Origin of the sequence: Diaphorobacter aerolatus, assembly GCF_014489535.1 — a bacterium.
Classification (GTDB): domain Bacteria; phylum Pseudomonadota; class Gammaproteobacteria; order Burkholderiales; family Burkholderiaceae_C; genus Diaphorobacter_A; species Diaphorobacter_A aerolatus.
In genome coordinates this window covers 4489044-4513739 of record NZ_CP060783.1, presented here as the reverse complement: position 1 = coordinate 4513739, position 24696 = coordinate 4489044, and the positions used below count along the sequence as shown (strand labels likewise).

Below are 24696 nucleotides of genomic sequence, written 5' to 3'. Positions count from 1 at the left end.
TCAGCCGCCCTCGTCCCGACCCAAGGGAAAACGCGGCTCGTTGCCACGTGGGCGATAGCGCCGGTCGTAGTCGTCGGCATAGAGTCGGCTGGATCCGAAGTTGCGCTGATCGAGCGTTCGCCCCACCAGAATCAGGGCGCTGCGTTGTAGTGCGTTGGTCTGCGCCGCGTCGGCAATCCCGCCCACGCGGGTGCGCGCGATCCGTTCATCGGGCCAGGATGCGCGCCAGACGATGGCCGCAGGGCAATCCGCGCCGTAGTGCCTGAGCAATTCGTTTTGCACTTGCGCCGCGACATGCACGGATAAATGGATTGCGAGCACCGCGCCGGTCGCGGCAAACGCGGCCAGCGTCTCACTGTCTGGCATGCTCGACGCGCGCCCCGTGGTGCGCGTGAGCACCACCGACTGGCACGAACCCGGCAAGGTCAGCTCGGCCTCCAAAGCCGCTGCGGCGGCACTGAATGACGGCACGCCCGGCGTTATGCTGAAAGGCACATCGTGCGCGCGCAGACCGCGCAACTGCTCGCCCATGGCCGACCAGATGCTCAGATCGCCGGAGTGCAGCCGCGCCACATCGAGCCCACGCGTGTGCGCATCGACCATCTCGGCAATGATTTCGTCGAGCGACATCGGCGCCGTATTGACCAGTCTGGCCCTCGCGGACAATGCGCCAGCAGCTCAGCCGGGACGAGCGATCCGGCATAGAGACACACTGGAGATGCCGCCAGCAGATCGCGCCCGCGAACGGTGATGAGATCGGCGGCGCCCGGGCCTGCTCCGATGAAATGAACTGTCACGACTCGAATCCTTTTAGAAGATGAATCCGGGATATGCGCAGGATGCCGCGCAGCGGTTCTGAAATGCCGGTGGCGATGGCAAGCGTCGCGCAGCCATCTGCGGAAACAACGCGCGGCATCAGCCAACGAATTTCCGAAGGTGCGCAAGAAAATGAGCGCTGCCCCGCTCCATACGCCGCCAATGCCTCGGCGACGCTGCCGGTACCGAAACGGCCCAGCAACCGGAGCGACCTGGATGGCGTCTCGATGCCCCGTATCTCTGACCCGGCATAGAACACCAGTGAGGCGCATGGTGCGGCCTGCGCTCTCCACGCGTTGAATTCGGCCATCGCAACAGTGTCGCGTTTGATATCAAGCGCCGCGAATAGCCATTGCGCTTGCTGCACCGGGTGAAGCCCGAGGCTTTGCATCGCACGCGCCCAGCAACTGGCAAACGACTGCCGTGTGGCCGTTGCACGAAATCCCCAGCCCGCGACCCGCTTCATGATGTTTCGGCGCTCCACATCCATTGCAGCAATGGTCGCGCAGGCTTCCATGCAGGCATCGATCCAAGAGGCTCGGCTTCGCTGTATTGCAGGTGCAGCAACTGACCGCCGTGCGCGCAATGCAACTGCATCAGCAGTGCCTGGGTCTCCAGGGTCACCGCGCTCACCACCAATCGCCACGGCTCGTGCAGCATCGCACGCAGGTCCTCGAACAGCGTTTTGTCGAATCCGCCACCCACAAAAACCGCCTGTGGCCTTGGCTCAAGATCGTGCAGACACATGCGCGAATCGCCGTGAACAATTTGCAGATTCACCGCATAACGTCTCGCGTTTTGCGCGATATGGGCCACACGTTCCGCCTTGCGTTCAACGCAGACGGCGCGGCCTCCGGCAAGGCACCACTCGATGGACACCGACCCCGATCCCGCGCCCAGATCCCACAGGCATTCACCACGCCGGGGCGCAAGCGCCGCGAGCGTCAGGGCACGCACGGGGCTCTTGGTAATCTGGCCGTCGTGCACGAACGCATCCGTGCTCCTGCCCGCCACCCGCACCCAGCCATCGCCACCGAGCGCTTCAAACGCGGCGGCCACGGGAGCCGAAGCCGTAGTGCTCGATACGGAAAGCGCCTTCGCCGTGCCACTGCGGATTTCGCACTCGGCGCCACCGGCCTGAGACACCAGCCACATGCGGCTATCGCCCCAACCTTCTGCGCTCAACCAGGTAGCCAGACTGTGCGCCGCGGCTGCATCACGCAGCAAGCAGATGAACTTCTCGCTCAGCGAGCAAGGGAGTGAGCGTCTCGAACGGCTGCGCATGCAGGCCGAGACAATGCGTGCTTTCCTGCGACCAGCCAAGTTCGCCCGCAATCCATGAAAACGTCGAAGGCTGCGGATGGTTGCGCCACTCGCCCACATCGAGGTGACGCGCCAGCGACGCGCCGCCGCCGAAATGAAACGGATCGCCGGACGCCAGCACCGCCACGCGCGCCTGTCCGCGCAGCGCCAACACCGGCGCGACGGCAAACGGCACAGGCCATGGCTTGCCGCGCTCGCCGACATCGGCAAGTGCAAGAAGACGCGGACTTCCGAACACAATGCTGGCATCATCGAGATCGCGCCGCGCGGCTGCGCTCAACCCCTCAAGCCCCGACGGATGCATACCGACAATGAATAGCCACGGACGGGTCATGACCTCGACGCTTTCCCATGTTTTGCTGTTAGGTGGCACATTCGACGCCCATGTTCTGTCCCTGCAATTGCAGGCTGCGGGCATTGCCGCAACCTACTCGTATGCAGGCGCGACGCTGAATCGCCGCACATCGGCGCTTCCCACACGCGTGGGCGGATTTGGTGGCGTCGAAGGTCTGATGCGTTATCTGCAGGAACATCGCATCACGCATGTGATCGATGCGACCCACCCGTTCGCCGCGCAGATGAGCAGACACGCCATCGAGGCGTGCGGCGCTCTGGATATTCCGCTGATCGCCATGGAACGGCCTGTATGGCAGGCCAGACCCGGAGATCGCTGGACGCACGCGACCGACATGAGCGCGGCAGCGGCCCTGTTGCCCGCCACGGCTCGTCGCGTATTTCTTGCGATTGGCCGCAAGCAGCTTGCCGCGTTCTCGCAGCTTGCGAAGCGTTACCGCTTCATCCTGCGTGTGATCGACCCGCAGCAAACGCCGCTGCTTGCGGACGAGCACGAACTGATCATCGCTCGCGGCCCGTTTGCGCTTGAAGACGAACTCGCGCTGCTGCAAAAGCATTTGGTCGATTGCATCGTCAGCAAGAATGCGGGTGGCAAGGACACCTACGCCAAGATCGAGGCGGCGCGGGAATTGCAGATTCCCGTCATCATGGTAGACCGCCCCAGCCTGCCCGAACGTGCGCTCTGCGAGACGCCCGAGCAGGCCATGGAATGGCTGCGTACCGGAATCATCGCGCACGCCACCTGACCGCGGGCCGAACGGAATTCGTGCGAAATCACTCATGGTCAGCCCCGCCATAACTGCGCGGCGTGTAGACATATCGACCGACCTGCTGCGTCAGGCTGTTGCCCACGATGACGAGGGTGCGCATATCCGCCATCGACGCATCCACCGCGTCGAGGCGATGCACGCAAAGGGTTTCATCCGCGCGGCTCACGTTGCGGGCAAAACAGATCAATCGCCCGGGCTCGCATTCTTCACGCAGAACGCGCAGCGCGCGGGCAAATCCCTCAGGGCGTGCTCTGGAGGCGGGGTTGTAGAACGCCATTGCAAAATCGGCCTGCGCCGCAAGGCGAACGCGGCGCTCGATCACGGATGCGGGCTTGAGATTGTCCGAAAGATTGATCGCACAGAAATCATGTCCGAGTGGCGCACCCAGTCGCGCCGCCGCAGCCAGCATGGCGGTGATGCCAGGCAGGACCCGGATATCCACACGGCTCCAGCGCTCGCGCTCTTCGAGCGATGCCGCTTGCAAGGCCTCGAACACCGCGCTCGCCATCGCAAATACACCGGGATCTCCTGACGAGAGCAGGAGCACGCGCCTGCCCGTTGACGCCCGATTCAGCGCCTCGCTTGCACGGCTTAACTCCTCGCCGTTGTCGCTGGCATGCAATTGCAAATGTTGAAGACTCGACAACCGGTCAACATAAGGAAAATAACCAAACGCATCGGACGCGTCGGAAATCGCCGCGCGCACCTGATCCGTCAACAATCCCTCAGCCCCCGGTCCGAGCCCCACTATGCTGAGGCACCCCGGCAAATCCGTCTTCATCGTCACCTCGCATCCACCGGCATGTCATCGGCCGGGCGCCTGCCCTGGCCATGAACGATCACGATGGCGAAATACGGGCAGCGCTCGGGCGCGTCGCGCAGCGGCATGACCTGTTGATCTTCCATGGTTCCGTTGATCACCAGCCAGGCGCGGTCGAGCGTTCCCCGTTCGGCAAGCAGGCTGCGAATCCGTCCCAGATGCCGACCCACCTTCATGATGACCAGCGCGTCGGAGCACTCCATGTGCTGACGCAGTTGCAGATCGGGCAAGGTTGCGGGCAACACGCTCATCGCATCGTCTCCCCAGGTCACCGGAATGCCCGTGGCGTGCCAGCACCCCACCATCCCGGGTATGCCTGGAAGCACCTGCACGGGCACCTCTCCGGCATCACGCAAACGTATGTACAGATGCATGAACGAACCGTAGAAAAACGGGTCACCTTCACAGAGAACGATCACCTCCTTTTCCCGTGCCAGCTCGGTCAAACGCGCCTGCCAGCCTCTGTAGAACTCCGATAACTGGGCGACATAGCGCGGATCGCTCGCCGGGATTTCGGTGGTGATCGGATACTCCATCGGATATTCAGTCACCTGCTCGTGCAGCATGCCGGTGACCAGTTGCCGCGCCTTGCCCGGGTGTCCGCGCTTGCGGAAAAAGGCCACATGGCGGGCGTTGCGCAGAATGCGGTCGGCCTTCACGCTCATCAGTTCCGGATCACCGGGACCCAGTCCCAGGCATACGATTTGGCCTCGGCATTCGTTCCTGCTCATCGTGGTCGCCCTCATTCGGCAGGGCTCGCCAGCGCGTTCACGGCAGCCACCGCAACCGCCGATCCGCCCAGTCGGCCTTGCACAATGGCCCAGGGAATCTCTCCCCATGCCCGCAGCGCCTCCTTGGACTCAGCCGCCCGACAAAGCCCACCGGAAAACCAATGATCGCCGCCGGACGCGCGCAGGCCCGATCCTCCAGCATGTTGAGCAGATGGAACAGGGCCGTCGGCGCGTTGCCTATGACCACCAACGAACCGGCGAGCTGCTCGCGCCACAGCTCCAGCGCCGCCGCGCTGCGCGTGTTGCCCATGCGCGTGGCGAGTTCGGCGACGCGTTCATCCTGCAGGGTGCAGATGACAGGATTGCCCGCAGAAAGACGTTGGCGCGTGATGCCTTCGCTGACCATGCGCGCATCGCAGAGAATCACCGCACCGCGCTGGATCGCGCGCTCCGCAGCCACAGCGAATTCCGCAGAAAAATGCACATGTGCCGCAAGCTCCACCATGCCTGCGGCGTGAATCATCCGGCAGACAATGCGCTCTTCCAACGCGGTGAATCGGTCAAGCGCGGCCTCGCTGCGGATGATGGAGAAGGATTGCCGGTAGATCGCTTCACCGCGCGTTTCATAGGTGTAGGTCATGGATGAGGTCTCGAATGATCTGCGGCGATTCCTGCAAGGTGTTCAGCGGTATTTGCAATGGCGCCGGTCTTCGTCGTTCCGGTTTGTCGATGCTCAGCACCACGCGGCCATCGTCGTTCACCGCGTCGGCCACCACCAGGACCGTCGCATCGGCCGAGAGCGCGCAGAGCTTGGCGCAGCCGCTCACATGCACGTGCGCACCCGCTGGCAGATGAGACGCGATTGACGACGACAGTTGTTGCGCAGCAAAAACCCCTTGCTCGCAGCGCGGCGCGCCCGCGCAGGTGGACACGCGCAAACGGGCGTCGTCCGCGCGAACGATCCAGCGCGTTTCGTCGTGAAAGGGATGGGCCTCGACCTGCAACGATTCGCCGGTCATCAACAGAGAGCGCCAGGGCGTCACACGCAGCTCTGCGGAATCGGGCAGTGAATGCGCGGCAGCCAGCATCGCTTGGGCATCGATACGCCCGAGGGGTAGGCCGACGATTCGCGCGTTTGCCGTCAACGGTCCTGGCAGCATGGGTACGCCGTTCGATACCAGTGGGGTTCGCCCGGACTGCACCACACCGCGCAGTCGTGTCGGTGAATGCGATATGCGCATGCGCCTGCGCGCGAACCAGCGCGCCTTGTCGATTGCGGCGGCGACCACGCGTTCTTCATCGTCAAAGAACACGGGTTCAACAAAATCGGCAGCCAGCAGGCCGTATTGCCCTTGCATATTCACCCACAGATCGATGTCAGCCTGCATGCCTGCAAGCAGCCGCCGATCATCATCCACCACGATGCCGAATTTGCTCGCCAACGCATCGATTCCTTCGCGATTCAATGCACGCGGCCCCAGATGGTCGACCACCGCGCGGGCCACCGCGCTCGCCAGCGAATGCACCGCATCGCCATGGCGATAGAACGGCGTGCAATGCACGGGTGGAGCGAGGTCGGCATCGGCGTCTGCGGGCACCAGTTGCGCATCGATCAGGTCCCTGCGCACGCGGGCCAGATCGGTGTCCTTCACCCCGCGCAATTGCAGGTTGCCAAGCCGCGTCAGCTCGATCTGCGGCTCCGCACTCGACAGCGCCAGCGCCGCCAACACTCGCCACTGCGCAACGCTGACCGAGGCGCAATGCGGGCGCACTCGCATGATCCAGCCATCCTGCGAACGCATGGGCTGCCACGCGGTTGGACACCAGCCCTGGGTTTTGAACATACCGGTGCTCAACACAGGGACGCGGCAGGCAGTGCCCGCGCGGCAGATGCACGGTGCGCGACGGGAACGACAACCCGTGCAAAACAGAAACAGTGGCAAGACTCTCGCGCCATGCAATACCCCAAGGCATCCGGCCACAACCCGGGCCGCATGCGTGATGAAATGTGCAGGAGAGAGAAAAAGAAGCGAAGACCGGCTCGCACTCACGTGCGAAACCCATCAGGCCGCATGCACTCCCGCTGCGCCTTGAACACATCAGGCCGGTCTCCGGACTTGCAAAGTTCGACCATTGAGGTCGAGGCTGACACGCACCTTCCCGCTTTTTGCAGTGGCTGCCATCGCATGGGCGATGGACTTGCGTTTCAACGTCTTTGCTTACCGTTGCGGGTGCAGTGCAGGAATAGTGGATCGGACAAACAATTCACTCACCTGCTTCCCGTTTCACTTCAAGGCGCAGAACGCGCCGTGAAGCACCTGAAGTTTGCGAGGATTTTACGTCATGTTCGCGCGGATGATCGCGTTATTCCAACCCGTTTCAGCCGCTTATTTCTTGCGAGTGGCTGCGCGCGGTCGCTTCAGCGCGCGCTCATTGCACACATTGAGAATGCTGGTCCACGCCGCGTAGGTGTGGTCGTCACGCTCTTTCTCGGTCAGCTCGCCATAGGGCTTGGTCTTGAGCAGGTCTTCGAGCTGTCCAAGCGCCAGATCGCGCACGGCACTGGAGTCAATGCGTTCCTGCACATACTCCTTGCCACCGATCTGATAAGCCAGATCGCGATAGTTGGCCGGCTTGGGAACGCGGGCCGGAACATCGCCCTTGGCGTACATCTGCAGGAGCAGCGTGTGCGCATTGCAAAGCATCATGGTGTCCGCATAGTCACGACGCGGATCCGAGGGCTCTACCGCCGACGCAGCCATGGAAAAGCCTGCAACGAAAACCGGGAATGCAATGAAGAGTGAGCGAATCGCGAATGGCATGGAACCCCTTGAGAAAAGCGCCCGAAGTTTAACAACGCTCGTCAGGGATCACTTGGAATCTGCCGTGGTTTCCGTATGCAGCACGCACTTCCACAGCCCGTCCGTCTTGACCCACGTGGTCGACTCAAACGCGTCGAATTCGCCAGTGCTGGTTTTCACCTTCACCTTGTAGGTGACACAGGCAACATCTTCACGAGGGAACAAGACGGTTTCGTCGGTCATGTCGAACGACAGAATGCGCACCGCGTCGCCCTCGGCCATCTTGCGATATTCCTCGTGGCCGAACTGCATCACACCGCGTCCCGTCACCATGATGGCCGGTTCATGCAAAAGGTCGATACCCGCTTGCGCATCCTGCCGCGTCATGGCTTCCCAGAATTGGGCTTCGAGTCGTAACAACAGGCCTTTGGCTTCATCCATGATCGCCTCCTGAGTTGGTGGACATTTCATCATCGTGCCGCGAACGCAAAGCGTCGTACATGTATCGATGGTGACCGTTCGCGAAAGCGCATTCCTACAGCGCGAATATCCTCCTTCGAGGAAGGCTTTTGCCCACGACGGTTGCCGTCGCGACTGACTCGCACGGCGGCGAGAATTCGGACTACATGCACGAAGACGCGCGCTGTTTAACCTTCGGTCGTGCCCTGAAGAAATTGCGGCACGAAGTACACAACCGGAGACAGACATGAGCAATCCGCAGACCCCCAACCAGAGCCCCGGCCAGCAGCGTCCTGCACCACAGCAGCAGCAACAAAGCCCGGCCAGGTGAGCCCGCAAGAGCGCCAGCAGCAAGAAGATCAGCAGCAGCAACAATGACGTTGACTTGCTCTGATTCCAGCCCGTATTGAACGGGCTTTTCATTGTCTGCATTGCGTTGTACAAGATTGCGATCAGGGCAGCACGCGTCAAGCGCCACAGCGCACACTGTCTTTCACCCGCAAGTTCACCCACATGGAAGGGGCACAAAATGACCGATTCTCAAGACAAGAAGACACCACCGCCAAGCGGAAAAGTGGACGATGACACCACCGCGACCCGCGTGGGTGCGGGCGTCGGAGTCGCCGGTGGCGCTGCGGCCGGAGCTGCGGCGGGCATGATCGGAGGCCCGGTGACCGCCGCTGTCGGTGCCGTGGTGGGCGCCGTGGTAGGCGGCTTTGCGGGCAGCAAGATTGCCGAGTCGTTCGATCCATCGCAGGAAGATGCCTACTGGAAAGAGCGCTACGCAGCGGAACCGTATTACTCCGACAGCTATACCTACGAAGACTACGAACCTGCATACCGCGCTGGCTATACCAGCCGCGCCGAAGGCAAGACCGATTGGGACACTGTGCGCACAGAGTGGCGCGACAAATGGTCTGCCGAGCGTGGCGCGAGCCGTATGGATTGGGACAGCGCGGAACCGGCTGCGCAGGCCGCATGGCGGCGGGCGAACGAAATCTGGGAAGACATCGAGCGCAAGGACAAGCTCAGGGAGTTTGAGGGCTCTGCGCAGCCGGGTTCAAATCGCATCCCAAAACGACCGTATCAAGATGCTGTCGCTGCGTTCCTTCATGCAATAGACGTAGGTTGTCGTGCAGGCGGGTGCAGCGGCGATGCGTATCGGCTTGATGCGGGGATCGGGAATGAACTCGGCTTCCGATACCGCGCCAATGCCGAGCCCGCGTATCACAGCCTCACGGATGGCCTCGCGGCTGCCAATTTCAAGTTGCAGGTGAGGTTTGATGCCCGCAGCGTTCAGCGCTGCTTCAAGGGCAACGCGCGTGGTTGAACCCCGCTCGCGCATCAACAACGGCTGGCCCTGCAGTTCGGAAATATCGACCTGATCGTGCCGCGCGAGGGGGTGCGTCACGTGGGCAAAAAGAATCACCGCATGCCGCGCGTACTCGCGAGCCAGCAAATCCGTTCGGTCATATGAACCCGCAAGCACGGCCACATCGGTCGTGTAGTTTTCAAGGTCGTGCAGCACCTGCTGCGAATTGCCCATGCGGATGGACAGTTGCATACCCGGATGACGCGAGCGATACGCCGCGACCATCTCGATCACATGAAACGGCCCCACGGCGCCGATCTTGAGTTCCCCTGATTGAGCTTGCCCGAGTCGCGCAGAAAGAAATCCGCCTCCGACTCCAGCGCGAGCAGCTTCTGCGCGAGCGACATCAGCTTGTGCCCTGCCCCGTCAACGACATGCGGTAGCCCTGACGGTGAAACAGCTCCACCTGGCTTTGCCGCTCCAGCGCGGCGATCTGGCTCGATACCGTGGGTTGGCTCAGGCCCAGCACGCGCGCGGCGGCGCTGAGGCTGCCCTGCTGGGCCACGGCGACGAAGGCGCGGTAACGGGCGGTGCTCATGAAAAGGAAAAAATCATCTCAAGCTTCGATCTATGGAAAGTGTCAAAAGCGATTCTGAAACTTTCACGTTGCAGAAATATGTCGTGCGTAGCATTCGCCCTATCGCACCACACATCGCGATGAGCCTGATCGAAACGCAAAGGATGTACTCCATGAAGATGACCCGTAAAGCCTGGCTGAAAGGCGTCGTTGCAAGTCTTTCCCTGGTGGTGACAAGTGCCGCGTTGGCCCAGCAGCCCACTGAACTGCGCGTCGGCCTGATCCCTTCGGAAGACGCGCAGGCCATGATTCGCGCCAGCCAGCAGGTGATGGACCAACTCGCTGCGAAGACCGGCATGAAGGTCAAGCCCTTCGTGGCCAATGACTACAACGGTGTGATCGAGGCGCTGCGTTCGGGCAAGCTCGATATTGCCTACCTTGGCCCGTTCTCGTATGTGCTGGCGAGCGAGGTGGCGGGAGCCGAAGCCTTTGCCGTCGCCGTGACCAAGAAGACCGGCACGAGCAGCTATCACAGCCAGATCATCGCTCGCAAGGACAAGGGCCTTCAGACCGTCGCCCAGCTCAAGGGCCACACCTTTGCATTTGTGGACCCGAGTTCAGCCTCGGGTCACCTGTTTCCGAAGGCCGGATTGATGAGCGAAGGCTTTGATGCGGACAAGGGATTTTCGCGCGTGATTTTTTCGGGATCGCACGACGCCAGCATCATGGCCGTCGCCAACAACAAGGTCGATGCGGCCGCAGTGGCCGACCGGATTCTGGATTCCGCGGTCAACAAGGGACTGGTCAAGCGCGAAGACTTCACGGTAGTCTGGCGCTCCCAGCCGATTCCCGAATCACCCATGGTCTGGCGCAAGAATCTGGACGCCGCCACCAAGCAGAAGGTTGCTGCGGCGATGGCCGACATCAAGGACCTTCCCTGGGGCGATCAGGGTGTGCTCAACGGCTTCGCGCCCACCAATGACCAGGCGTACGACGTGGTGCGCCAGACCGCCAAGGTCCTGAAACTCGATCTGGGGAAGATGAAATGATCACCATCCGGAACCTTCGCAAGAGCTACCGCAACAACCACGTGCTGCATGGCATCGACATGGATGTGAAGGCCGGTGAGTTCGTCGTGATGCTGGGCCTGTCGGGCGCCGGAAAATCAACGCTGCTGCGCTGCATGAACGGCCTGAACACGCCGGACAGCGGCACGCTCCATGTCGGCGGCATCGACCTGATGCAAAAGCACTCGCGCCGCGAACTGGCACGCCATGTGGCCATGGTGTTCCAGCACCACAATCTGGTGCAGCGCCTGTCGGTGCGCAAGAACGTGCTGACGGGTCGCCTCGGGCAGGTGGGAACGCTGGCCTCGGTACTGCAATGGTTCCGCCAGAGCGACGTCGCATTGGCCGACCAGTGTCTGGAGCGCGTGGGCCTGGCCCACAAGGCGCATGAACGGACCCAGGCGCTGTCCGGCGGGCAAATGCAGCGCGTGGGCATTGCCCGCGCGCTGGCCCAGCAGCCCCAGGTGATCTTGGCCGACGAGCCCGTGGCGAGTCTGGATCCCAAGACCGCACGCAGCGTGCTGCAATACCTGCGCGATGCCACGCGCGAGCTGGGCATTGCGGTGGTCTGCAACCTGCATCAGGTGGATTACGCCAGGGAGTTTGGCGACCGCGTCGTCGGCCTCGCGCAGGGACGCATGGTGTTCAACGGCGCGCCGGATGATCTCGACGAAGCGGCGCTCGAGGCGATTTATCACGCAGCGCCACAGGCTGGCGGTAGTGCCGCGAGGTCTCATGACTTCGAGGAAGCCCCGGCGACAAAAGGTCGCTGGTTTGCGGCCAACACATCGTCCGTAGCGGTATCGGCAGGAGGCGCGCGATGACGAACGCTCAAGCCCTGAATGCGCGACGCGATGCCTGGCAGTGGACCGCCGCGCGCCCCGCGAGCGCCGGTGGCTGGCTCGGCTATGCCGCGCTGGCACTGGCGATTGGCTGGGTGCTGCACTGGAGCGCCGGTGGCGCGCAAATGAGCTGGGGCGAACTGGCCAACGGCATGCCGCAGATCGGCGATTTCCTGGCGCGCTCCGTGCCCCCGATCTCGGCATCTTGCCCCGCTTATGGGCTCCTGCGCTCGAGACCATACAGATTGCGATCTGGGGCACCTTGCTGTCGGTGATTCTGGCGCTGCCGCTGTCCTTCATCGCGGCGAGCAATCTGCATGGCTGGCACTGGCTTCGCCGCATCACGCGCCAGTTTCTCAACGTGATCCGCAGCATCAACGAGCTGATTCTGGCGCTGGTGTTCGTCTCTGCCGTGGGTCTGGGTCCGTTCCCCGGAGTGCTGGCACTCGCGCTGCACGGCATGGGCATGCTCGGCAAGTTCTTTGCCGAGGCCATCGAGGAAATCGACGACGGTCCACTACAGGCCCTGCGAAGCACCGGTGCCAGCCAGTTGCAGATCATCGCGTTTGGCGTGGTGCCGCAGGTCATCACCGCCTGGATAGCCGTCGTGCTGTATCGCTTTGAGGTCAACCTGCGCTCGGCCACCGTGCTGGGCATGGTCGGCGCGGGCGGTCTGGGCTTTGAGCTGGTATCGAGTCTCAAGCTGTTCCGCTATCAGGAAACCGCCACCTGCATCATCGTCATCACTGTGATGGTGATCGCGGCCGATCTGGTGTCCAACTGGCTGCGCAGCCGCATTCAACAAGGCCCGCGCCACTGAGCCTCGGCACGACCCGCCAACGCTCGTTTATTCATCTCAATTCGAAAGCATCCCCGTGTGGACGTATCACAACCCCGTGCGTATCGCCGCAGGAAATGGCAGCCTGGAGCAGTTGCCCGCTTTGCTCGCGGGTCGCAACTGCCTGCTGGTCACGTTTCCAGAAGCCCGCAAACTGGGCCTGGTGCGACGAGTGCGCGATCTCATCGGCACGCAACTTCGTGGTGTCGTCGACGGCATCCAGCCCAACCCCGACGTACAGTGGCTGGCACCGCTATACGAGACGGTGCAACACGAACATGCCGACGTGCCGTGCATCGTGGCGCTTGGCGGCGGGAGTGCCATTGATTCCGCCAAGGCGCTGATCTGCCATACGCCATCAGGCCGGTTTGGCGATCTGCTCTCGATTCTCAAGTTGGGCGAGCAACTGCCTGCCTCAGACCTGCACAAGCAGCTGATCGCCATTCCGACCACGGCTGGCACGGGCAGCGAAGTCACACCATGGGCCACGATCTGGGACCACGCCGGTGGCCAGAAATATTCGCTGCACCAGCCCTGCACATGGCCCGAGGCGGCCATCATCGATGCGGAACTCATGATCAGCCTGCCTGCCGCCGCCACGCTGGCCTCGGGCTGGACGCGCTGTCCCACGCGCTGGAGTCGATCTGGAATGTGAATCGCAATCCGGTGTCCACCTCGCTGGCCGTGCAATCGGCGCGCCGCACCATCGCCATCCTGCCCATGCTGATGCAGGCTCCCGCGAACCAGGACCTGCGCACGCACATGGCCGAGGCCGCGCTGCTGGCCGGGCTTGCGTTCTCCAACACCAAGACCGCACTGGCGCACTCGCTGTCCTACGACATCACCTTGCAGTACGGCGTGCCTCACGGCATTGCCTGCTCGTTCAGCTTGCCGCTGGTGCTGGAGATGGCGCTCGGCGCCGACGATGTTGCGGACGCTGCGCTGCTTTCCATTTTTGATGCCACCACACCCGCGTCCGCCGTCGAGCGCCTGACAGCGTTTCTGCAAGGCCTGGGCGTTGCGACCGATCCAGCGCGCTATGGCGTAGATTCGAACGCATGGCAGGCCATGGTGAAAAAAGCCGCCAGCGGCCCGCGTGGTCGCAATTTCATTCGAGCGCTGGCTTAGGGATTTTCTGCATGAATCGATCGTCAAGCTGCTCGCGTTGATCGATCTCATCCATGCGGAGACTCCCGATGCACAGCGCAATCCACTACCGTCCCTAGAGCGAACCGATCACCATGAACTTCCCCACTACGAATCCTGTTGCCGCTGCACCCCACACCGACACTCTGGCCACGCCTACCGCCGCCAACCTCTCGCCGCTGCAAGCCGTCATCTTTGACTGGGCCGGCACGCTGGTGGACTTCGGCTCGCTCGCTCCCACGCAGATCTTCGTGGAGGCCTTCGCCACATTCGGTATCACCATCACGCTGGCGCAGGCGCGCGGGCCGATGGGCCTGTCGAAGTGGGATCACATCCATCAACTGCTGCAAGACGAAACCATCGCCGCACAATGGCAGAAGGCGTTTGGTAAAGCTCCCACCGATGCCGATGTGGATGCCATCTACGCCCGCTTCATGCCCATGCAGATCGCCAAGGTCGGCGAGTTCTCCGCGCCGATAACAGGTGCCGTGCAATTGCTGCAATGGCTGCGCGCCAACGGCCTGAAAGTAGGCTCCTGCTCGGGCTATCCGCGCGAAGTGCTGAACCAGTTGCTGCCTCAGGCAGAGGCCGCAGGCATCCAACCCGACCACGTGGTCGCCGGCGACGAACTCCAGGCAGGCGGGCGTCCCGGCCCGTTCATGGCCTTGGCCAACGTGCTGGCGCTGGGTATTGGCGACGTGCGCGCCTGCGTGAAGGTGGACGACACCGTCCCCGGCATCGACGAAGGCCTGCGCGCAGGCATGTGGACCGTGGGCCTGAGCCTGTCAGGCAACGAAGTGGGCTACAGCGTGGACGAATACGCCAACGCCCCCAAAGACGAGGTCGACGCACGCGTGGCAGTCGCCGAGGCCAAACTCAAAAAGGCCGGTGCGCACTATGTGGTGCGTAGCGTGGCAGATTTGCCAGCAGTGCTGGAGCAGATTGCAGCCGACATGCGGGCCGGGAAAATGCCGGGTTGATGGGCGCGTAAAAATACCGACAGCACCCCTTGCTCACTAAGCGGTGCTCCGCAGCCGCATTACCAAAGATTCTTGCCGTCGATTTCTTTAACTGGCATGTCAGCGGCAACAACGCCCTCCAGAATTCGCGCATTGAAGCCGATCCGCCGCGTGTGACCATCCCAGCTACCGTCCTTCTCGAATGCCGGACTATCCGAATACAGGCTGCATCCACACGCACTGCAAAAATGATGTGCGACCTTCTTCGTATTCCAGCGATAGACCGCGTCGCTCGTGGCTTCCACGACTTTCAGCCTTGCAGGCTCGAAGTACGCGTACAGGAGCCCGCGCGCAGAACAAAATGAGCAGGTACATCGCGTAAGCGCCGACGGCAAATCTCCATCGATCTCGAACACGTTGCGGCCACAGTGGCATCGTCCGGTCAGCATTGGAACTCCTCATAGCGAGCGGGAAACCATTGTGATTGCCTCGCCACAACAATGGTGTAGGGATAGTTCCCCGTCGATGTATTGGGCGCAGAGCGCAGCATGAATCTGCCCGTCACCTCCGTGTGGCTTTTCTATCAGTTCAGACCTATCATAGGCAAGAACGGATAAAACACGCCCTTCTCACTTCCGATGACCAGCCGCAAGTCCCTGCAAATTCTCACCGCACTGCTCGCGTTGATTCCCTGCATCACGGGAGTCATCACCATGTTCGGAATACATGATCCTATCTACGCGTCTGCGGGCATTCCGAACAACGCATTGCTCGACAGTAACCTCCGCTTCTTTGGCGGTGTCTGGCTGGTACTGGGTATCGCGCTTTTTTGGACAATACCTCGAATTGAGAAGCAAGGCGTTCTGTTTGCAGTGTGCTGGGGCGCAGTCTTTCTAGGGGGTATCGGTCGGCTTTTATCGATGCTGATCGTAGGTGCGCCTCCTCTGCCCTTCATAGCCTTCACAGTTCTGGAGGTTGTGGGTGCTCCGATATTTGTCTGGTGGCAACGCAGAATCGCCGGATCGGCGAATGCCTGAATTTTTCTTGATTTTTCGTCGTTGGCACGAGAACCAAGTGCTGCTCCGGACGCCGAGAGCAAAAACAAAAAAGCCTCCTAGATCGTTGATCTAGAAGGCTTTGCACCAATGGTTAGTTGGTAGGCGCGATTGGACTCGAACCAACGACCCCCACCATGTCAAGGAAGCAGTTAGATTTAACTAATTACCTGATTTTAAACACTTTTAAATTTTGGCAAACGATTTTTTGGCGAATTTTTGGCAATTGACCACAAAAAAAGACGAAACCTAAGCTGGACGCGGGTTCCAGAAGGGTGCGTAAACCTAGTTGACCTTAAATTTTTGGCAAATAGCCAAGCGGGGTGAAAAGTGGCGCTACAATCGCCTTCTGTTGACGAAACGACTCAGCACTACGCCGAGCAAACCCAATGAATCCGTGAGGTTCCAAGGTGCTCAAAAAAGTGTGCTACAATCGTGGTCTGCACTAAATTACACCCGGTTAGCTCAGTTGGTTAGAGCGCCTGCTTGACATGCAGGAGGTCACAAGTTCGAGTCTTGTACCAGGTACCATACCAAGACATTTATGTCTTAAAAAGCCCAAGGAATAAACCACTTGGGTTTTTTTTCGTCTGTACTCACGCTTGCAGACTGAAAACCACCTACACCCCGCGTAAACACTGGGTTTTCAGCCTATCAGTGTTGCAATCTTTCACACCCCTACCCAAGTGGCTTGAGCTCTATCAAAATGGCTCACCAGGTCTAGGAGTGAGACAGAAATGAGCACGGAAATTGATAGGCTAAACGAACGGCTACAGGACATGAGAGCCGATCAAGGCGTCAACAATAGCCTATTCAGTGAACTTGTTGCTATCGTTCAAAAGCAGCAAAGTTTGATTGCGGAACTTCAGAAGAAGTTAGGCGTAGACACTTCCAGAGATAGCTCTTCCACTACCTCTACCCCTACGCCTTCCACTCACTCACCTATCGAGCCAGATAAGTTCTACACAAAAAAAGAAGCAGCGCATATTTTGCGCGTCACGATTGCTGCTTTGGATAAAAGAAGAGAAAGAGGTGATACCAAACTGAAGGTGACTACAACGGGAGGAAGAGTTTACTATTTCGGAAAAGATATCCTCAGTAGCATGAGCAGCTTTGCTCAGAATGACTACCCAGTCTTCCACCATGAACAGAAGTTCTACAATGAACAATCATGGGTCACCTTCCTTGTTGCGCACCCCGATTTTCAGCCTGAGCTAGTGGAATTCTTGCCCACTTATGAAAGCAGCTTTCCTGAGTTCAGCAATGCTCTTTTAAGTCAAAACCTTCCTCAGTTGACCCCTGAGATTGCCAAGGACTTTGACACTTCCACATTCCTACTTGACTCAATTTTAAGTAGCGACAAACCCAAGACTCTCACTTTATTGAATGCCATAAAGCACCTTGCGAACAACGGTGTAGCAATCAATCAAGACACTGAGAAGTTCTATCGCAATAGCCTACATGTGCTAGCTATGTATGGCGACACTATTGCTCAACCACAAGAACTTACTTCCCTCATTGAATGCCTCATTGATAACGGCGCAGATATCAATGCTTTGGACAATGAAGGCAAGACACCTACCGAGATAGCACCTCAAGGTAGCAACTTTTTGAAGTGGTACGACAGCCAAAGTTTGGCAAGTAGTTTGGAAAATTTACTTGTTGAGAAATCAGACAAACCAAAGAAAGTATTCAAATGATTGACAAGCTTCCAGAGCAATTACAAGAAATTTACGACTTGGTTTTTTATAAGCTAAAAGAAAATCACCCTGAATCTTATGACGTGCTGGAGTCGTACAAGAACGAGCCAATGCATTTGGTAAGTTTCACCACACTTCATAGTTGTGTCAGCAATATTGTCAATAAAAACAATGACACCAAAGAATCAGAGTTGTACAAAACTTTTGTCACTAAAATAAGCAATAAAGATCAAGTTGCGGCAATCTTTCATTACTTCGTTCCTCATATCTTTACTTCGTTTTGCGTGGAAAGCTTGAAGTCTGAAAGAAAGCAAGAGGCAGATAAAGTTTCAGCTTTGGGACTGGAAATTCAAAACTGTGCCAAAGATAGCTTGATTAATAAGTATGGATTTAATTTCAGCAGTGACGATAATTCAGAGCCTGAGAATACACCTGAAGAAAACCCAATGGAAAAGGGTTACTACATTTTTGCTGAAAAGTTGATTGAGAATAATCCCGGCGAACTTGATTACTTTAGACCTCTCATTGAAGATTTCAAACCTGTATTCTTGGACTACATTGAATTAGCTACTGGTGTTTTAAAAGATAGCAATACTGTTTACGCCGATTACGCCAAAGTAGTTAATAGCGCCAATAACTTTGCTATCAAGAGTGAGGCACATGCTCAACTTCTGGTTGATATCATGAGTCCAATGAGTAACACCGTGCTTTACAACTTCAAGGACGAAGGTAAGCTACGCAGGTTTAAAATGTTCACTCACCAGATTGATAACCTAGCAGCAAGAACACTTCAATCAATGAAGGACAATCCTGATGTTGAGTACAAACCTGTTGAGGAATACAACAATCTTCAAAAAATTATCGACGCAGTTAAGCCACTAATGGACGAAGTGAAAGCTGAGCCAGCGCCTGAGCAAAAGGTAACTAGAAATCCAAGTCCAGCAGGTTCACCCTTTGCTAGCTTCACCGAAGTATTGAACGAGCAAATTAAAACAATGCCACCACAGAAAAAGGGACTCTTCGGATTGTTTGGCGGCAAGAAGTAGCCTGTAAGATAGCCAGCGCGAGAACACTCCAACCCCTTGCCCTCTCACCGAGGGCTTTTTTTCGTCTGTTCAGCACACCAGTGGGTCAAATCGCTATACTGTATGCATGTACAGTACACCCATGCCCATAGCCTACGAGCCAGTCCTAGTGACTGAGTTTGCCCAGTGCTTGCGTGCTGGGTTCCCAAGTCCAGCCGAAGACCTTGGGGGCAGGCGCATAGACATTCTTGAGCGAATCGTCATACACCCTGCAGCTACCTATGCCCTCACCATACGGGGCAATTCCATGCTGGAGTACGGAATCTTTGACCATGACACTGTTCTCGTCGACCGTGCCATTCGTCCACGCCATGGCCATATCGTAGTAGCCAACCTAGACAACGAATTCACCTGTAAGTACCTCTGGAAGAGAAACGGCACCCTCAAGCTCAAAGCAGGCAACGAAACCTATCCTGATATCGTTCCAAGGGACGGTCAAGAGCTCTTGATTTGGGGGATTGTTCTCACCTCAATCAAGCAGTTCCTGATATGACCTATGCCCTCATAGACGCCAATAATTTTTATGTGTCGGCTGAGCGAATCTTTCGCCCCAGTCTGGAAGGTATCCCCGTAGTTGTTTTGAGTAATAACGACGGGTGTTGTGTCGCGCGTTCCAATGAGGCAAAGGCTTTGGGTATCAAAATGGCCGACCCATGGTTCAAGGTCAAACATTTCAATGAGTCTCATGGTTTAGTGGGACTCTCAGCAAACTTTGAGCTCTACGGTGATATCAGTGACCGAATTGCGAGCATTACCGCAGGATATGGCCACCGCCAAGAAATCTACTCAATAGACGAATCGTTCATAGACCTCACTGGAATACGTGGGGATCTTGTTGAACGTGGATTCAAATTACGCAGCCGTATTCTTCAATGGGTAGGTGTTCCCTGCTGTATCGGAATCGGTGAAACCAAAACACTCGCAAAACTTGCGAATCACATAGCCAAGACCTCAGAGAGAAAACCAGGTTCATACCCCCGCAATCTAGCCCAAGTCTGTAATCTGAGTACCCTGAGTCCAGAGGAAAAGGAATACTTGTTCGCCAGGACTGAGGTCAATGATATTTGGGGGATAGGCCGGCAAATATCCCAGCAACTTCAGGCACTCAATGTGAAGACGGTCCAGGACTTCATGAGGCTATCCAGCAGCCTGGTACGAGCTCACTGGGGTGTTGTAGTGGAGAGGACACACCGAGAGCTTCACGGCACTTCCTGTATCACTCTGGACGAGGCACCAGCACCACGCCAAGAAATAGCTTGTACACGTTCCTTTGGTAGACCAGTCACTGATCTGGATACCTTGCGAGAGGCAATCAGTACCTTTGCCACAACAGCAGCGCAAAAGATACGCAAACAAGGTAGCTACACAACAAGACTCATGGTGTTCATTCGGACAAGTCCATTCAGGAAACATGACGAGCAGTACAGCCGAGCTATCACGATACCTTTACGGCGGCCTACAGCGGACACCCACTACATTGCTCAGGCAGCACTAGCAGGACTAAGCCAAATCTATCTCAAGGGCTACAACTATGCCAAAGCAGGTGTTCACCTACTGGAATTGCAAAGTACAGCAACGAGCCAAGGCGAACTTGACCTAGATAATGACCCCCAAGATAGAACCACTCTCATGACGGCTATGGACACCTTAAATGACCGATACGGCAAGGGAACAATAGGAATAGCGAGCGCTGGAATCAGAAAAGGAACTTGGCACATGAAGCAAGAAAGAAGAACGCCAGCCTACACAACCAGGTGGGAAGACATGCCCATTGTGAGAGCCTAATTGATACGCACACATATGATTCTTTGGCTTGTTAAAGTTTGACGCACAAAAAGATTGTTGAATTCCTCAGAAAGTTGTTGACGCTAAAAAAAGCTTCGAATAAAGTCGATTCCAACAACAAACCAATCCAAGAGTTTGTTGTACCAACAGACTCAACAACCGAAGGATTCAATCATGGCAAGCAAGCAAGTGACCCCAGCAACCCAAGCTAACAAGCAAGCTGATCTCACCGAAACCACAACGGCACCAAAAGAAGATAAGAAGCCTTTCAACCTCAAGCGCTATCTGGAGCTTCAAGATGGTGTGTACTTGTCCGACGCGGAAGAAGCCGAGTATCAAAAGCTTCGTGCTGAAAAACGGATTTTAGAAGCTAAAACACGCGAAAACATTGAAAAAGTGGTATCGCTGATTGTTGAGCATAAACTGAATCTTGCGGAACTCTATGAGAAGGCTACGGAAGTAGATTCGCACCTGAAAATCAAGCCTGAAGATATTTTCTCGGAAACCCAAATCAAGAATGCTCTTGAACGCTTGAGTGGCACAAAACCCGAAGGTGGCACCACTGTTAATGCAGCAACTACTCCCAAGCCAGCGAAAGAAAAGGGAGACGCATTGGTGATTTTCAGCTACAAGGGTGACCCCAAAAAGCGCGCCGCTGAATTCAAAAAGGGTATGGTGAAGCCCACTACAGTAAGTCAATCCGTGACGAAACTGGGTGAACTTCCCGGTGACCTGCGCACCAATCTTTTGGCAAACAAGAATACCAAGGCTGGTGAAGCTGAAAAGGTGAATGAATACTTGGCAAGCGAAGAAGGTAAAAAGTTCGTTGACACCGTTGTGGAATACATTAAGTCCAAGGGTGCAAAATGGACTAAATACGCAGTAGAGAAGACGACAACACCAGACGCTGAAACTCCAACAGCCTAATATCTTCAAAACCCAAACTAGCCCACTTCGGTGGGCTTTTTTATGCACCGTCCAAAACCACTATCCAACGGGGCAGTAGGTATCAACCTCTCACCACTTCATAAACTGGTGGCTCAGAACCTGAATGACCACGGAGAACACTACTTCAAGAGCACGGAGCTACTGGACGCTTTTGGACTAGCCAGCACCCCAGCACAGACCCAGCAAGCGATATCCCGATTGCTCACCTTTACCAAGTGGCTAGGCGGCATGGGTTGCCGTATGTCTCATGTGGGGTTCAGGGAGATCGAGCGCAGTGAGCTCAGGTTCAGCTTCACCTATCAGGTGGAGAGTGCCAAACACGAAAATGCCCCCCTACTTGTCAATCTACACTTCCAGTTAGAAGTACCATTGCTCATGCTTGCGACTGAGACAGCAACCATGTGGTCACAAGCCTTTGACATACGGCCCATAGCCGACATTAAAGCAATCGCCCAAGGGAAATAGAGAGTGAAGACCGTCAAAGCAACAATAAGCAGACCTATCCAGATTGGAGCGATTCAGGTAGGTAGTGAGATTGACTACTATGCGGCGCACTACCTTGCTTTGATTCAGTGCCTTCTCTATCAAAAGAACTTGGAGCTATCCCCCAAGCGCGACAGCATGGCATTGAACTGGTCACTTGCCAATCTTCGGGCAATCAGCCACTAAACTTTTTCGCAAAGATTAGAAGTAATGTCCAGAACCATGGACTTCAATACTTCTTGACAACCTTCCTCAACTTCAACATGAATGAGAAGGTGATTGAGGAATTGCTTTCAGAACTTGAAACAGTCACACAACTGGAAGTTGAGTATGACTACGCCAGCTACAAGTTCTACATGGCAGGCAAGGATTCCACCCTAAGCCAGAATACAGAACTTCGCTTTAATGAAGTCTATGGGCATTGCGACAGCCTAGACGACGTTCAGACAGTGCTAAACCGTTCAGACATATGCTTGGTACTCAGCTACGAGAATCGCACCCCTATAGCCTTCTTTGGTGAAGTGGAAGGCAATCACGGCGACGCTCAAGCAAGGGCTTCATACTGGAAGTACAGACCACGACTATCAGTGTTCAGTATCGGCAGATCCCAAGGCGGCGGGAAGAATGCTTTTATCTACACCTCCAATCATGACGGCATACCCGAGTACACCTTAAACTTGAACAAGGGCACTATGTAGTAGAACAATTTGACCACGCGATTTACCAGCTAAGCCAGCTTTTGTTAGACGGTCCAAGTAGATACTTCACAACAAACATACCAGCACAAGACCATGTTCTGAATGTCATTCGGAATAGCTGGAACAAGCCAGCATTAGAGCTTGAGCAACAGCTTCTACAAATGACAAAACCTAGCGAGCTCATGCTAGCGCCTCAGTTAGATATCGTTGTACCAAATACCGCCAAAAATATAATTACCAATTTCCTCTCATAGCACTTGACTTTGGCAACTTCTTTGCTAAATCTATACCTAAGGGGAGTGCTGAGAGCGTGAATTTGTAGTAGCGACATAGCACAACAATTAAAGCACCATGAGGTGCTTTTTTTGTGCCCGCAGGAATACCAGCTTGGTCTTACAGGTCCTCTTGAAAGGGGTGGAATCTCTATGAGCTATCTCACTTCGTCAAACAAAACATTATATCAAATCTTCAAATATTTACCCTCAAAAATTTGACAAACAAAAATAATCTGCTTAAATGAATAATAAGAACAAAGGAGCAAATATGGATTTTCAGAAATTTGATAAGGATCTTAAAAAATTTGAGAAAAATTGCGAAAAAGGAAACTTAGTCGAAGTTGATAAGTTTATCAAACTTTACAATAAAGACAGTACAAAGGAGGAAGTAAACTCAAAAATAAATTTGGCCTTCGATAGTTCTTGTAAAAGTGGAAAAATTGAATTGGTTAAATACTTTAAGGAGTATGGTGTATCAATAGATTCCAGAGGTAAGTGGGGATTAGAGCAGGCATGTAATAATGGACACCTAGAAGTAGTTAAGTATCTTCTAGATAACGGCGCAAATACCTATGATTACGGAGCATGGGGAATAAACTCTGGATTACAAAATGCCTGTAGAAACGGACATATTGAAGTAGTTAAATATCTAGTAGAGCAAGGAGCAAACATTCATGAGGGTCACAGTCATGCTCCATTTCCTTCAGCATGTAGATCAGGGAATTTGGAAATAATTCAGTATTTGGAACAGCAAGGTCTAAATGTACATGAACAGGTCAACTCAAATTTTCCAGAAGTTTGCAGGTATGGTTATATTGAAATTGTGAGGTATCTTGTAGAGAATGACGCAGACATTCATACCAAGGACGACAGCGGCCTGAAAGAAGCAGCGCTCATTAAACGAACTGAAATTGTGGACTACCTTCTCATAGACAAGAACATGAAGGTGAGTCTCGACACTAAGAAATGGCTTTTAGAGAACAATTGTGACTACGCTCTAAAAGTCCTTGAACGCCGTGACATGGCTCATGACTTGGAGAAGTCGCTAGCAGTCAAACCAAACCTCAGCCAGGAACGCAAGCTGAAGATATAAAAATAGCACCTCAGGGGTGCTATTTTTTCGCCTACTCTTTACTGGATTCTCGCGTACTGAAAGCTTTCCTTCATGTCCGCGAAGTGCTTTCCTATGCTCTCAGCCCTAATGAGGTTCATGTAGTCCTCAAATCCCACCTTGACGTACTGGTATGCCGTGTCATTGGCAAACAATACTTCCAGTATTTCCTTTTCAGGGTGATAGCCAATTTCCTTTATTGCGCTGGACTCAACTTTTATTCTATACATATAGTTCCTTTTTTTATGTAACTATATTGTATTACGAATGATAGTTTTAAGCAACTACGACAATGTTAGACAAACTACGACATTGTTAGACAAGTTTGGACATTCTCAGACATTCAATATATAGCGTTGCATATTAGCCACTACGACAAACTACGACAATCATAGACAAACTACGACATTCACGGACATTTGAAAAATGTCTTACTTTTCAAGATTTTGGTATTTTGAAACAATAGAGGCTCAACAACACAAGGAATGAATATGAGCCAAATTGAAATCGAAGAAGAGCAAGCGCCAAAAGTCCATTCAGTTAAATACTACCTTGAACATAAAGGTGGCATTCACGGTAAGGACTACACGATTTGCGTCAGTGAAGATAACTATGAAGGTGGCTGTATGCCATACACCTACTGGATTGCTTACGACGAAGATGGTAATGAAATCGACAGTGGATCAGATTAAGTTATCCAAATATTTGACAAATAAAAATTTTCTGCTTAGATATATAGAA

25 protein-coding genes, 1 tRNA gene, 5 pseudogenes and 1 riboswitch are annotated in these 24696 nt (G+C 55.6%); of the genes and pseudogenes, 17 read left to right on the top strand and 14 right to left on the bottom strand.

The genetic code is table 11. From position 1 onward, the window contains the following. From cobM to H9K75_RS24280, 4 genes and pseudogenes are all read right to left on the bottom strand, one after another. A pseudogene (gene cobM / locus H9K75_RS21170) lies at positions 1 to 797 on the bottom strand (precorrin-4 C(11)-methyltransferase). Further along, positions 794 to 1282 (bottom strand): cobalamin biosynthesis protein, encoded by a 489-nt coding sequence (locus H9K75_RS21165; protein WP_187724024.1) that lies wholly within the window; start codon positions 1280 to 1282, stop codon positions 794 to 796. Before H9K75_RS21165 ends, cobM begins: the two are co-directional and overlap by 4 nt. After that, entirely contained in the window at positions 1279 to 2043 is a 765-nt protein-coding gene (gene cbiT, locus H9K75_RS24285) for a precorrin-6Y C5,15-methyltransferase (decarboxylating) subunit CbiT (RefSeq protein WP_226858344.1), read from the bottom strand. The genes H9K75_RS21165 and cbiT overlap by 4 nt, the downstream gene beginning before the upstream one ends. Further along, positions 2033 to 2473, bottom strand: a complete 441-nt coding sequence (locus H9K75_RS24280) for an SAM-dependent methyltransferase (protein ID WP_226858343.1) — start codon at positions 2471 to 2473, stop codon at positions 2033 to 2035. Before H9K75_RS24280 ends, cbiT begins: the two co-directional genes overlap by 11 nt. Between H9K75_RS24280 and H9K75_RS21155 the strand changes: the two genes are divergently transcribed. After that, entirely contained in the window at positions 2472 to 3239 is a 768-nt protein-coding gene (locus H9K75_RS21155) for a cobalt-precorrin-6A reductase (RefSeq protein ID WP_187724023.1), read from the top strand. The two genes, H9K75_RS24280 and H9K75_RS21155, sit on opposite strands and share 2 nt — an antisense overlap. Before the next feature lie 28 nt (positions 3240 to 3267). On the opposite strand, the gene cobJ is transcribed toward H9K75_RS21155, so the two are convergent. The 8 genes and pseudogenes from cobJ to H9K75_RS21120 form a co-directional block, all read right to left on the bottom strand. Beyond that, the gene (gene cobJ, locus H9K75_RS21150) at positions 3268 to 4044 is read right to left on the bottom strand and encodes a precorrin-3B C(17)-methyltransferase (protein WP_404826371.1); all 777 of its coding nucleotides are present in this window, start codon (positions 4042 to 4044) and stop codon (positions 3268 to 3270) included. 2 nt (positions 4045 to 4046) lie between these two features. After that, positions 4047 to 4814 carry a precorrin-2 C(20)-methyltransferase gene (cobI, locus tag H9K75_RS21145; RefSeq protein ID WP_187724022.1) on the bottom strand — a complete coding sequence of 256 codons (768 nt, stop codon included), beginning with the start codon at positions 4812 to 4814 and terminating at the stop codon, positions 4047 to 4049. An 11-nt stretch (positions 4815 to 4825) separates the two neighbouring features. Beyond that, positions 4826 to 5454, bottom strand: a pseudogene (locus tag H9K75_RS21140) (precorrin-8X methylmutase). Continuing rightward, a complete protein-coding gene (locus H9K75_RS21135) occupies positions 5438 to 6658 on the bottom strand; it encodes a nitrite reductase (protein WP_187724021.1) in 1221 nt (406 codons plus the stop codon). The pseudogene H9K75_RS21140 and the gene H9K75_RS21135 overlap by 17 nt, the downstream one beginning before the upstream one ends. Before the next feature lie 241 nt (positions 6659 to 6899). Beyond that, a riboswitch (cobalamin riboswitch) is annotated at positions 6900 to 7151 on the bottom strand. Positions 7152 to 7201: 50 nt separating this feature from the next. Then, entirely contained in the window at positions 7202 to 7636 is a 435-nt protein-coding gene (locus tag H9K75_RS21130) for a hypothetical protein (RefSeq protein ID WP_187724020.1), read from the bottom strand. A 48-nt stretch (positions 7637 to 7684) separates the two neighbouring features. Beyond that, positions 7685 to 8056: a nuclear transport factor 2 family protein gene (locus H9K75_RS21125; protein ID WP_187724019.1), complete on the bottom strand. Its 372-nt coding sequence runs from the start codon at positions 8054 to 8056 to the stop codon at positions 7685 to 7687. A 558-nt stretch (positions 8057 to 8614) separates the two neighbouring features. Then, positions 8615 to 8803 (bottom strand): hypothetical protein, encoded by a 189-nt coding sequence (locus tag H9K75_RS24275; RefSeq protein ID WP_226858342.1) that lies wholly within the window; start codon positions 8801 to 8803, stop codon positions 8615 to 8617. A 331-nt stretch (positions 8804 to 9134) separates the two neighbouring features. After that, positions 9135 to 9984: pseudogene (locus H9K75_RS21120) on the bottom strand (LysR substrate-binding domain-containing protein). Positions 9985 to 10136: 152 nt separating this feature from the next. Here H9K75_RS21120 and phnD point away from each other — a divergent pair. The 5 genes and pseudogenes from phnD (at position 10137) to phnX (ending at position 14836) form a co-directional block, all read left to right on the top strand. After that, positions 10137 to 11012 carry a phosphonate ABC transporter substrate-binding protein gene (gene phnD, locus H9K75_RS21115; protein ID WP_187724018.1) on the top strand — a complete coding sequence of 292 codons (876 nt, stop codon included), beginning with the start codon at positions 10137 to 10139 and terminating at the stop codon, positions 11010 to 11012. Continuing rightward, positions 11009 to 11854, top strand: a complete 846-nt coding sequence (gene phnC / locus H9K75_RS21110) for a phosphonate ABC transporter ATP-binding protein (RefSeq protein WP_226858341.1) — start codon at positions 11009 to 11011, stop codon at positions 11852 to 11854. Before phnD ends, phnC begins: the two co-directional genes overlap by 4 nt. Beyond that, positions 11851 to 12692, top strand: a pseudogene (phnE, locus tag H9K75_RS21105) (phosphonate ABC transporter, permease protein PhnE). The gene phnC and the pseudogene phnE overlap by 4 nt, the downstream one beginning before the upstream one ends. 55 nt (positions 12693 to 12747) lie before the next feature. Beyond that, positions 12748 to 13838 (top strand): annotated as a pseudogene (gene psrA / locus H9K75_RS21100) (iron-containing alcohol dehydrogenase PsrA). A gap of 113 nt (positions 13839 to 13951) precedes the next feature. Then, the gene (gene phnX / locus H9K75_RS21095) at positions 13952 to 14836 is read left to right on the top strand and encodes a phosphonoacetaldehyde hydrolase (protein WP_187724017.1); all 885 of its coding nucleotides are present in this window, start codon (positions 13952 to 13954) and stop codon (positions 14834 to 14836) included. A gap of 59 nt (positions 14837 to 14895) precedes the next feature. On the opposite strand, the gene H9K75_RS25805 is transcribed toward phnX, so the two are convergent. Then, entirely contained in the window at positions 14896 to 15264 is a 369-nt protein-coding gene (locus tag H9K75_RS25805; protein WP_187724016.1) for a GFA family protein, read from the bottom strand. 189 nt (positions 15265 to 15453) lie between these two features. Here H9K75_RS25805 and H9K75_RS21085 point away from each other — a divergent pair, with 189 nt between their 5' ends. The 10 genes from H9K75_RS21085 to H9K75_RS21040 all read left to right on the top strand — a co-directional run bounded on the left by H9K75_RS21085 (position 15454) and on the right by H9K75_RS21040 (position 23937). Then, the gene (locus H9K75_RS21085) at positions 15454 to 15852 is read left to right on the top strand and encodes a DUF4345 domain-containing protein (protein WP_187724015.1); all 399 of its coding nucleotides are present in this window, start codon (positions 15454 to 15456) and stop codon (positions 15850 to 15852) included. Between the two features lie 472 nt (positions 15853 to 16324). Then, a tRNA-Val gene (locus H9K75_RS21080) sits at positions 16325 to 16401 on the top strand. Positions 16402 to 16607: 206 nt separating this feature from the next. Continuing rightward, a complete protein-coding gene (locus tag H9K75_RS21075) occupies positions 16608 to 17570 on the top strand; it encodes an ankyrin repeat domain-containing protein (RefSeq protein WP_187724014.1) in 963 nt (320 codons plus the stop codon). Then, on the top strand, positions 17567 to 18616 hold the full coding sequence (locus tag H9K75_RS21070; RefSeq protein ID WP_187724013.1) for a hypothetical protein: 1050 nt from the start codon (positions 17567 to 17569) through the stop codon (positions 18614 to 18616). The genes H9K75_RS21075 and H9K75_RS21070 overlap by 4 nt, the downstream gene beginning before the upstream one ends. A gap of 121 nt (positions 18617 to 18737) precedes the next feature. Continuing rightward, complete coding sequence (locus tag H9K75_RS21065) at positions 18738 to 19148, top strand: LexA family protein (protein WP_226858339.1); 411 nt, start codon at positions 18738 to 18740, stop codon at positions 19146 to 19148. Further along, positions 19145 to 20440, top strand: coding sequence for a Y-family DNA polymerase (locus tag H9K75_RS21060; protein ID WP_187724011.1), 1296 nt, complete (start codon positions 19145 to 19147; stop codon positions 20438 to 20440). Before H9K75_RS21065 ends, H9K75_RS21060 begins: the two co-directional genes overlap by 4 nt. 174 nt (positions 20441 to 20614) lie before the next feature. Beyond that, entirely contained in the window at positions 20615 to 21367 is a 753-nt protein-coding gene (locus tag H9K75_RS21055; protein ID WP_187724010.1) for a hypothetical protein, read from the top strand. 489 nt (positions 21368 to 21856) lie between these two features. Further along, a complete protein-coding gene (locus tag H9K75_RS21050) occupies positions 21857 to 22057 on the top strand; it encodes a hypothetical protein (protein ID WP_187724009.1) in 201 nt (66 codons plus the stop codon). Positions 22058 to 22134: 77 nt separating this feature from the next. After that, on the top strand, positions 22135 to 22569 hold the full coding sequence (locus tag H9K75_RS21045; RefSeq protein ID WP_187724008.1) for a hypothetical protein: 435 nt from the start codon (positions 22135 to 22137) through the stop codon (positions 22567 to 22569). 543 nt (positions 22570 to 23112) lie between these two features. Further along, entirely contained in the window at positions 23113 to 23937 is an 825-nt protein-coding gene (locus H9K75_RS21040) for an ankyrin repeat domain-containing protein (protein WP_226858338.1), read from the top strand. 38 nt (positions 23938 to 23975) lie between these two features. Here H9K75_RS21040 and H9K75_RS21035 read toward each other — a convergent pair whose 3' ends face one another. Continuing rightward, positions 23976 to 24185 carry a KTSC domain-containing protein gene (locus H9K75_RS21035; protein ID WP_187724006.1) on the bottom strand — a complete coding sequence of 70 codons (210 nt, stop codon included), beginning with the start codon at positions 24183 to 24185 and terminating at the stop codon, positions 23976 to 23978. A 261-nt stretch (positions 24186 to 24446) separates the two neighbouring features. Here H9K75_RS21035 and H9K75_RS21030 point away from each other — a divergent pair, with 261 nt between their 5' ends. Beyond that, positions 24447 to 24647, top strand: coding sequence for a hypothetical protein (locus tag H9K75_RS21030; RefSeq protein ID WP_187724005.1), 201 nt, complete (start codon positions 24447 to 24449; stop codon positions 24645 to 24647). Positions 24648 to 24696 lie beyond the last annotated feature (49 nt).

Bases quoted from the DNA above. Each gene is read 5' to 3' on its own strand.
- H9K75_RS21165 (WP_187724024.1), bottom strand. From the start codon at position 1,282: ATGAAGCGGGTCGCGGGCTGGGGATTTCGTGCAACGGCCACACGGCAG.
- H9K75_RS21155 (WP_187724023.1), top strand. From the start codon at position 2,472: ATGACCTCGACGCTTTCCCATGTTTTGCTGTTAGGTGGCACATTCGAC.
- H9K75_RS24280 (WP_226858343.1), bottom strand. From the start codon at position 2,473: ATGACCCGTCCGTGGCTATTCATTGTCGGTATGCATCCGTCGGGGCTT.
- cobJ (WP_404826371.1), bottom strand. From the start codon at position 4,044: ATGAAGACGGATTTGCCGGGGTGCCTCAGCATAGTGGGGCTCGGACCG.
- cobI (WP_187724022.1), bottom strand. From the start codon at position 4,814: ATGAGCAGGAACGAATGCCGAGGCCAAATCGTATGCCTGGGACTGGGT.
- H9K75_RS21135 (WP_187724021.1), bottom strand. From the start codon at position 6,658: ATGTTCAAAACCCAGGGCTGGTGTCCAACCGCGTGGCAGCCCATGCGT.
- H9K75_RS21130 (WP_187724020.1), bottom strand. From the start codon at position 7,636: ATGCCATTCGCGATTCGCTCACTCTTCATTGCATTCCCGGTTTTCGTT.
- H9K75_RS21125 (WP_187724019.1), bottom strand. From the start codon at position 8,056: ATGGATGAAGCCAAAGGCCTGTTGTTACGACTCGAAGCCCAATTCTGG.
- phnD (WP_187724018.1), top strand. From the start codon at position 10,137: ATGAAGATGACCCGTAAAGCCTGGCTGAAAGGCGTCGTTGCAAGTCTT.
- phnC (WP_226858341.1), top strand. From the start codon at position 11,009: ATGATCACCATCCGGAACCTTCGCAAGAGCTACCGCAACAACCACGTG.
- phnX (WP_187724017.1), top strand. From the start codon at position 13,952: ATGAACTTCCCCACTACGAATCCTGTTGCCGCTGCACCCCACACCGAC.
- H9K75_RS25805 (WP_187724016.1), bottom strand. From the start codon at position 15,264: ATGCTGACCGGACGATGCCACTGTGGCCGCAACGTGTTCGAGATCGAT.
- H9K75_RS21085 (WP_187724015.1), top strand. From the start codon at position 15,454: ATGACCAGCCGCAAGTCCCTGCAAATTCTCACCGCACTGCTCGCGTTG.
- H9K75_RS21075 (WP_187724014.1), top strand. From the start codon at position 16,608: ATGAGCACGGAAATTGATAGGCTAAACGAACGGCTACAGGACATGAGA.
- H9K75_RS21070 (WP_187724013.1), top strand. From the start codon at position 17,567: ATGATTGACAAGCTTCCAGAGCAATTACAAGAAATTTACGACTTGGTT.
- H9K75_RS21065 (WP_226858339.1), top strand. From the start codon at position 18,738: ATGCCCATAGCCTACGAGCCAGTCCTAGTGACTGAGTTTGCCCAGTGC.
- H9K75_RS21060 (WP_187724011.1), top strand. From the start codon at position 19,145: ATGACCTATGCCCTCATAGACGCCAATAATTTTTATGTGTCGGCTGAG.
- H9K75_RS21055 (WP_187724010.1), top strand. From the start codon at position 20,615: ATGGCAAGCAAGCAAGTGACCCCAGCAACCCAAGCTAACAAGCAAGCT.
- H9K75_RS21045 (WP_187724008.1), top strand. From the start codon at position 22,135: ATGAATGAGAAGGTGATTGAGGAATTGCTTTCAGAACTTGAAACAGTC.
- H9K75_RS21040 (WP_226858338.1), top strand. From the start codon at position 23,113: ATGGATTTTCAGAAATTTGATAAGGATCTTAAAAAATTTGAGAAAAAT.
- H9K75_RS21035 (WP_187724006.1), bottom strand. From the start codon at position 24,185: ATGTATAGAATAAAAGTTGAGTCCAGCGCAATAAAGGAAATTGGCTAT.
- H9K75_RS21030 (WP_187724005.1), top strand. From the start codon at position 24,447: ATGAGCCAAATTGAAATCGAAGAAGAGCAAGCGCCAAAAGTCCATTCA.